10 protein-coding genes are annotated in these 10214 nt (G+C 63.8%); 6 read left to right on the top strand and 4 right to left on the bottom strand.

Going from position 1 to position 10214, the window contains the following annotated elements; translation table 11 throughout:
• From KBZ07_RS11100 to KBZ07_RS11090, 3 genes are all read left to right on the top strand, one after another.
• A partial coding sequence (locus KBZ07_RS11100) for a hypothetical protein (RefSeq protein ID WP_254931671.1) occupies positions 1–400 on the top strand: 400 nt, incomplete at its 5' end.
• A gap of 126 nt (positions 401–526) precedes the next feature.
• Positions 527–1735 carry a sulfotransferase family protein gene (locus KBZ07_RS11095; protein WP_254931670.1) on the top strand — a complete coding sequence of 403 codons (1209 nt, stop codon included), beginning with the start codon at positions 527–529 and terminating at the stop codon, positions 1733–1735.
• Between the two features lie 55 nt (positions 1736–1790).
• Entirely contained in the window at positions 1791–1997 is a 207-nt protein-coding gene (locus KBZ07_RS11090; RefSeq protein ID WP_254931669.1) for a hypothetical protein, read from the top strand.
• On the opposite strand, the gene KBZ07_RS11085 is transcribed toward KBZ07_RS11090, so the two are convergent.
• The 4 genes from KBZ07_RS11085 to KBZ07_RS11070 all read right to left on the bottom strand — a co-directional run bounded on the left by KBZ07_RS11085 (position 1978) and on the right by KBZ07_RS11070 (position 7712).
• Positions 1978–2778, bottom strand: a complete 801-nt coding sequence (locus KBZ07_RS11085; RefSeq protein WP_254931668.1) for a hypothetical protein — start codon at positions 2776–2778, stop codon at positions 1978–1980. The genes KBZ07_RS11090 and KBZ07_RS11085 overlap by 20 nt on opposite strands.
• On the bottom strand, positions 2775–5297 hold the full coding sequence (locus KBZ07_RS11080; protein ID WP_254931667.1) for a glycosyltransferase: 2523 nt from the start codon (positions 5295–5297) through the stop codon (positions 2775–2777). Before KBZ07_RS11080 ends, KBZ07_RS11085 begins: the two co-directional genes overlap by 4 nt.
• Positions 5298–5381: 84 nt before the next feature.
• On the bottom strand, positions 5382–6128 hold the full coding sequence (locus KBZ07_RS16315; protein ID WP_254931666.1) for a calcium-binding protein: 747 nt from the start codon (positions 6126–6128) through the stop codon (positions 5382–5384).
• 345 nt (positions 6129–6473) lie between these two features.
• Positions 6474–7712: a hypothetical protein gene (locus KBZ07_RS11070; RefSeq protein ID WP_254931665.1), complete on the bottom strand. Its 1239-nt coding sequence runs from the start codon at positions 7710–7712 to the stop codon at positions 6474–6476.
• A 36-nt stretch (positions 7713–7748) separates the two neighbouring features.
• Between KBZ07_RS11070 and KBZ07_RS11065 the strand changes: the two genes are divergently transcribed.
• From KBZ07_RS11065 to KBZ07_RS11055, 3 genes are all read left to right on the top strand, one after another.
• Positions 7749–8438: a class I SAM-dependent methyltransferase gene (locus tag KBZ07_RS11065; RefSeq protein WP_254931664.1), complete on the top strand. Its 690-nt coding sequence runs from the start codon at positions 7749–7751 to the stop codon at positions 8436–8438.
• The gene (locus KBZ07_RS11060; protein WP_254931663.1) at positions 8435–9397 is read left to right on the top strand and encodes a glycosyltransferase family 2 protein; all 963 of its coding nucleotides are present in this window, start codon (positions 8435–8437) and stop codon (positions 9395–9397) included. Before KBZ07_RS11065 ends, KBZ07_RS11060 begins: the two co-directional genes overlap by 4 nt.
• Positions 9385–10214, top strand: an 830-nt coding sequence (locus tag KBZ07_RS11055; protein WP_254931662.1) for a sulfotransferase, incomplete at its 3' end; no start/stop codon positions are given. The genes KBZ07_RS11060 and KBZ07_RS11055, both read left to right, overlap by 13 nt.

Here is a 10214-nt window from a genome sequence, read left to right as displayed (position 1 = left end):
TGGCATCATCTCTGGCGACTACTCTATGGAAAACAAAAACGTTTCGATAGGGGGTAATCTGTTGGTTTGCAAGCTTGCTTCTAATATCATTGGCCTTGAAGGGGTTCCTTATTCCGGCTTGGCAAAGCTCGCCGAGAGATTTTCGTGCTTTTCTAGTCCTTTTTTCCTTGATCGTCGCTGGTGTAATAAGACCAGGGATAGTAGTTCGTATAATAAGTCAATAGCTGCGGAGCTTGGGCCTCCTTCATCGCTCCGGGATTGGACTGATTGCGATGAGCTGCCTAGTCTTGAATCGCTCAAAGAAGATGTAGAAATGATTTGCAATGAGTTGTCATTGCCTGATCCCAGTGGCATACAAGAGGCCTCAATGGCTACGCATCCATTCTTTGCGACCAAGTGAGGCTGGCTGAGCGATCAGTGATCAGACATGCACTGCCGCGGCGGTGGTTGTGCTCAACTCCTCCCGGCCGCGGTTTATCCCTTGAGGATGGGCAAGAATGATCCAGAAGCAAAGTCACTTGGTCCGTTGCGGACAACCCCAGTGAATGACGTCAGTTTCGAGCACGGCTTGGCCGCTCACCGTCGCATGTTTGATATCGCCGACGAAGATCCCGCCGCCGCCATCACCCATGCCCTCGATGGGGCCCGAATTTTTCAGGCGCTGAAGCAGCAGAACCCCATCCAGCCTGATTGGGTGACTGTCCATGAGGAGCAATGCTGTCGCCATGGCGCTATTTGGATTCACCACCTGGTGCTACGCGATCACGGAGGCGCCGCCCTCTGTGCCGACGGGCTTGCCTTGCTGACAAGGCTGGAAGAACTCCACCCCGAACCGATTGTCTGGGTCGCTGCGATGCGAGCTGATCTGATCCGGATCTCCCAGACAGTTGCGCGACCAGACCGCGTTTCCGGGGTTGATCTCTTGCATCTGCACGGATTCAAATGCGCCGGTTCCACCTTCATCTGGTCGCTAGAGCATGCCAGTCAAGCCGGTGTGGCCTATGTGGAGTCGGAGGCCTCAAACCAGCGACTGCCGTGGGAGCGGGTGAGGGAGCACGTTGCCGCGGAAGAAGAATGCCCGCCGATGATCACCTCTCACCTGATCACGATGCCGCCGCCCGGGGCACTGGCTCGGATCAAGGTGGCCTTCCTGCGGGAGCCGCTGGCCCGGCTCGCTTCTGCCTACCGCTTTCAGCTGCACAAGCAGGGCAGCATCGACGCCATCTCCTTCCGGCAATACATTGACCAGTTCTGCCGCGGCCCCCTTGCCAACTACCAGACGCGCCATCTCTCGCCGCAGGAGCCCGAGAACTGGCGACTGCAGAAGGGCTGGGCGGCACGCCCCGAGCTGATCGATCTGACCCGGAGGGACCTTTTCGTCGGCCTTGTCGAGCGTTACGACGAATCGATCGTGGCGCTCGAGTATCAGCTTGAGCAGCTCGATTGCCCCAAAGATCTAGCCTACCCCCAACGGCTGAACATCACAGAAGACCTCCGCTCCAGTAGCGAGCAGCCGGAGGCACTGCCCCCAGATCGGCTGCTGGAGATCACCGAGCTGGATGCAAACCTTTATGGCCGCGCCGCCACCCGGTTGGAGGAGCACCTCGCCGCCATCCCTGATCTCAGCGACCGGTTGGCGGAATTCCACGGGCGCTGCTCCGCCCTGCGCCAGCACCCGCCCTCCGTGCGGCTCAAACCCAACGATCAGTGGACCAAGCTGGCTTCAAAAACCTGATGGCGTCAAAACCTTATGGCTTCAAAATCATGATCTTTCGGGGGCAATGATGCAGATGGGCGCAGAAGAATGGATCGATCAGGCCGCTGACCAGTTGGCCCGGCTAACTCCAGACTTCCAGGGTCAAGTGCTGCGGCAGCAGGCGGCACTAGCGTTGATGCAGGCAGCTCGCGATGGTGCTGAAGTCGAGCAGCTGGAGCGCCTGCTGCAGGCCAGCCTGCTGCAGCAACTGCAGCGGGCGCTCAGGGAGCAACAAAGCTGAACTGGTCCAAGTTCTGCCAGATGTCGAGGGCGGCCCGGCCTCGGAACACGGCCAGCTCGAGGGCCTGCCTGTTCTGTTGTGGCAGGTCTGGATCGGCTCCCAGAGCAGCACAGGCTTCCACCAGGCGCGAAAGGCTCTGGGGATCTGCCAGTGCTCCCTCCTGCTCCAGTTCGTTCATTCCCTGCAGTAGTCGCTCGCGAATGGCGGGCACCACCCAGTTCCGAGCCTGGGGCCGCAGGATCAGCAAACGTTGCAGCAGCGTCACCGCCCGCCAGCGGCTGGCAGAGCCGGGTTGGCCCATCCAGGCGATTGCACCGTGCCGGCAAAGCTGCTCTGCCATCACCACGCGTCGACTGGATTCGTCCCGGGGCAGCGCCTCCAGCCGGCGCATCCACTGATCAGCAAGCCAGAGGCATTCGCTCCGGCGCGGATCGGCTAACACCTCCGGATCCGGCTTGGGCCCGGCCAGCTCCACCAGGGCGTGGTTCAGCTTGGGCATCAGGCGGCTGAGTAGCTCGGCCAATTGCTCCGGCTCGAGCTCGGGGGCGAGCCCGTCCAGCAGGCTGAAGCCCGCCTCGATCTCGCCGGCGTCAAAGCGGGCTTCAAGTCGGCGCAGCTCATGGGCCTGAAGCGCCTGCTCCAAGGCCAGGCGTTCGCGGCTTGCCTCGGCGGGCAGGGCTCGGAGCAGCTCACGCCAGAGGCTGGCAAGGGGCTCGGCCGCCAGGGGCAGGGCCAGGAGCTGGTTGAGCGGGATCCACACGCCCGGCGCGGCAGCATTCATCGGATGTTGTAGGAGGCAAGAAGGCCTTCGGGCCCGGCGCCGAGGGGCAGCGGCCAGTGCTCCTCGGGCAGGGGCAGTGCCACGGTGGCCACCGGCAGACCCACGCCCTGGAGCGCTTGGGCCAGCCGCTCGCGCACCACGCTGGCGCCCCAGCCGGCCTCGAGATGGGCGCTGGCCGCCTCCACATGGCGCTCCCAGAGCTCGGCGGAGGAGTGGAGGGCGATCACGGCAGCGGCGAAAGTCTTTGGATCATCGGCCAGGCGCACGGTGACACCATCGCGCAACCCCAGCCCCTCGGCGGCCACGCTGGTGGCCACCAGCGGCAGACCGGCCGCCATGGTGGTGAGCATCTTGCCCTTGACGCCAGCACCAAAGCGCAGCGGCGCGATACCGAGGCGCAGGCGGCCGAGCAGGGGTGCCAGGTTTGCCACGTAGCCGTGCACCGTCACCCCATGACCAGCGAGGGCCAGGATTGCCGGTGGCGGGTTGGCACCCACCACGTGCAGATGGGGCACGGCGGCGGTATCGGCCTGCTGCCGCAGTAGCGGCAGCACCTCATGCACATACCAGAGCACGGCATCGGTGTTGGGGGGATGGGCGAACCCGCCCAGGAACACCACCCCCTGACGGCCATGGAAGCCCTGGGGCTGGGGTTGGGCCTCGCGGCGCACCCGGGGCGGAAGCACGAAACCGGCGGCGCGGGGGCGCAGGCGCTCCACGGCCTGGCGCTGTTCGTCGTCGCTGAGATAGAGCACCCCATCCACCACATCAAGGATGCGCTGCTCACAGCGGCGCATGCGCTCGATTGCCTCGGAGCTGACGGCCTCGGGCTCGATGGCGCGCTGCCGCTCCATGCGCAGGTGGTGCAGATCGTGGGTGTAGTAGAGGAGGCGGGCCAGGGGTGCGTGGGTCTTGATCGCTTCCAGCCAGCGGTCGGCCACCTCGGGTCGGGCGATCAGGATCGCTTCGTAGTGATCGCCGCGCTGCTCTAGCAGCTGGTCTACCGACGCCACCCAGGGGTGCACGAGTACCTCCACACCGAGCCTTTGCAGGGGGATGCCGTAGTCGGGCTGCCAGAGGAGGTTGTCGGCCGGAAGGTAGCTGACATCCCAGCCCAGGGCGAGCAGATCGTTGAGCAGGTTGAAGATGTACAGGGAGCCGGCATCGCGGTCGGGGGTGGGCAGGCTGGCCTCCATGACCAAAATGCGACCCACCCGAGTGCGATTGCGTTCGTGCCAAACGGCGGTGCCGCTGTCGACATGGCTCTCCAGCTGATGCTGCCACTTGCTGCAGAACAGCCGGGCGTTGCGCTCTTGAAAGCGCTTGGGGCCACTGTCGTGGTCGCGGCCGCTGGAGATACCCTCGTAGTGGATTACTTTGGCGAGGGGCTGCATCAACACCCGATAGCCGAGATCTCGCACCGCCATCGCCAGGTCGGTGTCTTCGTAATAGGCCGGGGCGTAGCGGTTGTCAAAGCCACCAATGCGGCGAAACAACTCCGTGCGCATCAGCAGGCAGGCTCCGGAGATGTAATCGACGTCGCGGCAGAAGCCATAGGCCGGATCGTCGGCGGCGGCGTCACGGCCATAGTTCCAGGCATTGCCATCGCGCCAGACAATGCCACCAGCCTCCTGGAGGCGGCCGTCGGGGTAGAGAAACATGGGCCCCACCAGACCGGCGTCGGGGAACCCCTCCAGGGTTCTGATCAGTTCGCTGAGCCAGCCGGGGGTGACAACGGTGTCGTTGTTGAGGAAGCAGATCAGTTCACCCGTGGCGAAGCTGGCACCGTGGTTGCAGCTGCGCAGATAACCGAGGTTTTCGGGTTGACGCACCAGCTGCAACAGGCCATCGCCGCATTCGGCCACCAGGGCGGCGAGCTGGTCGAGGGAGCCAGCTGGGGAGGCGTCATCGATGCAGAGAATCTCGAGCTCTGCAGTGGGCGCCGGCGCACGCAGTTGCTCCTGCAGCAAGCTGGCCAGGCAGCGCAGGGTGACGGCCTCTTCGCCATAAATCGGCAGCACCAGGCTGAGCCGCCGCTGGGGCCGGGGCTGCTCCAGCAGCAGGGCCCTCAGGGCGCGGATACGCACGATCGAGGCCTGGCTGGGCGGCGGCTGAAAGTTGCCATCGGCGAGCGGGCGACCCTCCAGCCAGCCGGCTGCCCGCAGCGGAGTTGGACGGTCGGCTAACCAGGCTGCATAGCGATGCCAGAGGCGATCAAGCGCTCGCTCCGGAGTTAGTTGCTCGAGCTGGTGAAGCAGCGCAAGAGCATCCGTGAACAGGGTGGCGGGATCCTCTGCGCAGAGCTGTCGAGCCATGGCCAGCTTGGCCAGCCGCGGTGAGATCTGCCGCCAGCAGAGCTGGGCGCCATTGGCCGGCAAATCAGCCAGATGGGCTTCAACGGTGAGCGGTTCGGCGTTAAGGGGCAACATCACATAACCACCACTTGCCTGCTCAGCCAGACGGATGGTGTGAATGGCGGTGCTGGCGTCGATGAGCTTGAAGCTGAGCTGAAGCGGCAAGCCGCAAGCGCAAGCAGGCAATCTCAGTTCAATTTGATACCAGCTTGATGCCAGTGAAAGGATCAAGACAGGACCTGGCTCAGGTCAAACCACAAAGAAAATGTCTGTCTTTTGCCATAAGTATCCGTTTGAGGTCTGCACCGTGGTGACGCTGCCATCCGAATCGGTGATGCTTAGGGAGTTGGTACCAAAGCCTCCGAAACTGTCGTAATTGCCACTACCACCCACCCGGTTGGCCTGGATGGCAAGTTTATCAACATCGGGGGGGTTATTGAAGTCAGTTACGATATCAATATCGCCATTTTGAAGCTGGTCAAAGGTGTAGTAAATGGTGTCATTACCACTGCCCAGGGTCATCTGGTCTGAACCAGCCCCACCTCGAACGATGTCGTTGCCGGCGTAGGCGAAGATCGTGTCATTGCCCATGCCACCGCGGAAGAAATCGCTTTGGCTGCTGCCGTAGAGCAGGTCGTTGCCGGTGCCGCCAGTGGCATAGGAGTAGAAGCCGCTACCCGGAGTCATCCCCCCTGCCATCTCATTGATGGTGGAGGTTTGGCCAATGACATCGCCGGTTGTTGTGGCAGCTGCGTTTACAGCGGGAGGCGGAGGTGATTCGAAGCCGGCGCCGAAGGAACCAGTGCTGATGATTTTGGTGCCATCGCCGAGCACCTGGACAGCTTCGATCTGGTTGCCCTGGCCGATGGATTGGATTTCCTGTGAACCTGTGCCTACGTTGAGGATGTTGTTTTGGCCACTCAAAACCACCTGGTTCGTGGAGCCGGCCGGAACATCGGTGGTTGTCCAGGTATTACTTACGCCGCCGACCTGCACTGGCGTACTGCCGTCAACCTGGCTAGGGTTGCCTGTCCAGGTTGTAACGCTGGACGGAGTATTACTGCCTTGATCCCAAATGGTGCTCGGTGGAGGGGCGATAAAAGACATTATTAGACCTTCAAGGTCGACGCAAAACTATTATAACACCATAATGCCCCAAGCAGTCGAAATCAGCTCAAACATGCAACCATAAGCAATCCCTATGTCCGCATGGCTTTTTTAGCCGTCCCAGCTTTTCTTCTCCAGTAGCTATGGCTACTGATTCCCGGGGGTTAATGCGTAGAGCGCATAGCTTTTGGCTCGGCGGAATCCAGCTCGCACTTTTTATGCAGGATCTGTGTACTAGCGCTGCTTTAGTAGTTGCCAGCCCTGCCATGCCGCCAGGGGGGCGAACTGCGGCGGTGTCAGCAGGCCGCCTGGGGTGAGCAGGCGCTTCACCCTTGGCAGCAGGCCGCCGAGGCTGATCGGCAGGCTGGCACTCCAGGGCCGTTGCAGCACCATCAGTTCCACGGGCTCCCCAGCCTCGGCGGCCAGCTGTTTCATCAGGGCGGCAGGCTGCTCGCTGCGGGCACTAAAGCCTGCAGCAGCAAGCCTTTCGGCCATCAGCAGGGGTTCGCGACTGGCCAGGGGCTGCACCGCCATCCCCTCGCGCAGCACGCCCTGCTCCAGCAGCCAGCAGAGCGGATCGGCATGGTGACCGTGCAGCAACACCACCAGACCCTCCGCCGGCAGCAGGCGCCGCAGCTCCAGCCGCTTCGGCAAAGGAAGTGACAGCGGCGAACCTGAGCCGAAACCACCACGGGCCCAGCGCCCGCGCTGCCGCTGCAGTTCCAGCTGGGCTGGCTGCTTGGCTGGCAGGGCGTCGGCGTTGGCAACCAGGCTGTCGTAGCTGCGCCAGCTTCCCCCTGTCAGCAGGATCCGGGCGCGCAGATTGCGTCCCCAGTCGCTCTCTGCATCGATACTCAGGCCCTGCTGCACCGCTTCAAGCGCCTCGTCCAAAACGCCCTGATCCAGCAAAAGCCTTGCCAGCTGAAACCAGGGCCGGGGCTGACGGCGGTTGTGGGTGAGGCTGGTGCAGAGCCAGCGTTCGGCCTCCCATGCCTGCCCCAGCTGCAGCAGCAGCGACGCGACCGCATTGCAGTGCTCCGGGCGCAGCTCACTGCATATGGCCTGGCGCTCCAGCAGGGCAAGGGCGGCGGCACCATCCCCAGCTGCCAAGAGGCTGCGGGCCCAATCCGCCACCAACCCTGCCTGGGGAAGCGCTGCCTCCCCCGCCAGTGCCCGATGGGCGGCTGTCAGCAGATCCTGCTCTGCAGGCTCGCTGGGCGAACTCAGGCCAAAAGCCCGCAATTCGTGGCGAGTGTGGTCAAGGGCAGGGGCTAGCTGGCTGGGGCTGGGGCCCACTATCGAGAGGGTGCGCCAGCGGGCAGCTGGACCGGTGGCGCCAATCCCCAGCAGGCTGTTTGCCAGCTGCTCGCAGAGCGCCGAGATGGCGTCTGGATCGAGCGAGGTAGGTTCATCCCGGTTGGCATCCGCGGCAACCAAGTCGAGATGGCTCAGCAGTCGATCTATCTCGTTCATGGTGTTAAAACATAAATTCCTTGGGTTCAGCAGCTGATGGGGACCCACCACAACGGCCTGGTGACTGGTCTGCTGGCCGATCTGCTGCGGCGGCTGCGGCGGCCGGCCGAGGGCCCGGCGGGTATTGCCAGTTTGGGTCACCGCACCTACGTGGGTGGCCGCTGGGACGAAATCGGTGACCTGCAATGGAGCTTTCTGCTGAATCACGGTCTGCGCCCGGAAACTGTCTTGCTCGACATCGCCTGCGGCAGCCTGAGACTGGGCTGTCGGGCGATCCCCTACCTGGCCCCAGGCCACTACTTGGGCATCGAGAAGGAAGCGGAGCTGCTGCGGGTGGGTGTGGAGCAGGAACTGGGCGACGAGCTGGAGGCGCGGCAGCGGCCACGCCTGCTGGTCGACGACAGCTTCCGCTTTGAACGGTTTGGGGTGGAGGCGGACATCGCCATCGCCCATTCCCTGTTTACCCATCTGCCGCCCGAACCGATCAGCCGGTGTTTCCGCCAGCTGCGCCCCTGGCTACGACCTAATGGGGTTTTCTATGCCACCTATTTCCCAACGCAGCGGCAACGGCGCCAGGGGGGCAAAGGCCACGACCATGGCTACTTCGCCTATACCGACTCGGAAATCAGGTGTTTTGGCGAGACAAATGGGTTCAGCTGTGAGCTGCTGGGTGACTGGGGCCATCCCCGCGGCCAGGTGATGGCGGCGTATCGGCCTGGGCGATGAAAGACCCGCTGGTGTCGGTGTTGCTGCTGACGTTCAACCGACCGGCGGCACTGGCCCGTTGCCTGGATTCCCTCTCCCGCCAGACGCAGCAGAATTTCGAAGTGGTGCTGGTGGATGTGTCCACCCCGCCCAACGATGCTTTGAACCATGCCTTGGTGAAAGCCCATGGGGATCGCCTGGTGCTGCGTCATCTGTTGCGTGCCAACCAGGGTGTGGCCGCCAACCGTAATTTCGCGGCCGCCCAAGCGACGGCGACCCTGCTGGCCTTCCTCGACGACGACTGCATCGCCCACCCAGATTGGCTGGCCAACCTGCTGGAGGTGGCTGGGCGCCACCCCGGAGCGCTGGTGGGCGGAGCAGTGCAGAACGGGCAGCCCCGCAGCCTGATCGCCCAGGCGGGGCAGCTGATCCATGAGGCGGTAGACCGGCACTTCAACCCAGACCCCAACAACGCCAGCTTTGCGCCGGGGCTGAACCTCGCCATTCCTGCCGCTGGCTTTGAGGCCCTCAAAGGCAACGATGGGCGTTTCGGACGCTTCGGAGCGGAAGATCGAGACTTCTGCCGCCGCTGGCGGGCCGGGGGAGGCCGGATTGTCATGGCTCCCCTAGCGGTGGTGGCCCATGACCACCGCACTGACCTGCGGGGATTTCTGCGCCAGTACTACGGCTATGGCCGTGGTGCCTGGATTCATCACAAGCAGTGCCGAACCGCCACCGACTTCGACCTCGCCAACGACTTAGACCCCGACTTAGACCCCGACTTAGACCACGACTTAAACCACGATCCAATCGGCAGTCACCTCGGCCTGGTGCGTGAACTGATCCGCTCCCTGAACTGCCAGCCATGGCAGCAGCGGCTTCCGCTGGCACTGCTGCTGCTGGGATGGGAGCTGGCCAACACGGCGGGTGTGCTGCATGGAGCGTTCTGTGAGGCCAGATCAAAGCTGTGGCGACGCTGACTCCGGCGGCGGCGGGATGGTTCTGGTGGCGGCAACGCACCAGACCGCTGCGCTGGTGGCCGCTGCGGGGGGAGCTGGGGCGACGGGGCCGGCGCCGCTGGCGTAGGGCCCATGCGGTGTGCCTGTTTTTAAGCCCACCGCGCAGTGGCCACTCACTACTGGGCGCGCTGCTGGATGCCCATCCCGATGCGGCGATTGGTCATGAACTCGATGCACTGCTGTTTCTGCGCTGGGGCTGGCGGCTGGTGGAGGTGCTGCCGCTGCTGGAACGCTCGGCCCAGTGGGCAGCGACCCAGGAGATGCTGCCGGGGGGCTACGGCTACCGGCTAGCAGGGCAAGGGCAGGTGCGGCAGCCGCTGGTTGTAGGCGATAAGCATGGGGAGGCCACCTTGGTAGAGCTGGCGCGCCGGCCGTGGCTGCGGCAGCGACTTGAGCTAACCAGCCCGGCGCCGCTGCACTGGCTACGGGCGGTGCGACATCCGCTCGACAACATCGCCACAATCGCCCAAAAGATCGACAGCATCGCCGCCGGAGTGCTGCCGCCCGGGGGCACAGACCTGCAACGGGCCGAGGCCTATTTCTTCCAGCTTGCCGATTGGATGGATCAAGGTGGCGGCCCCCAGTCACGCCTGCTGGATGTGCGCCATGAGGATCTGCTGGCCGAGCCGGAGCGGGAGCTGGGCCGGCTGGCTGGCTTCCTGGGCCTGGAGCTCGATCCGGCTTGGCTGGCGCGCTGCCAGGCCATTCTGCGGCCGGCGCCCCACCTCAGCCGCCGCGAGGTGTGCTGGGAGGCCGGCCAGCAGGAAAGAATCCTGCA

The organism is Cyanobium sp. BA20m-14, assembly GCF_024346295.1.
Note: the sequence above shows the minus strand (reverse complement) of the source record. Positions and strands in the feature narration are given on the sequence as shown.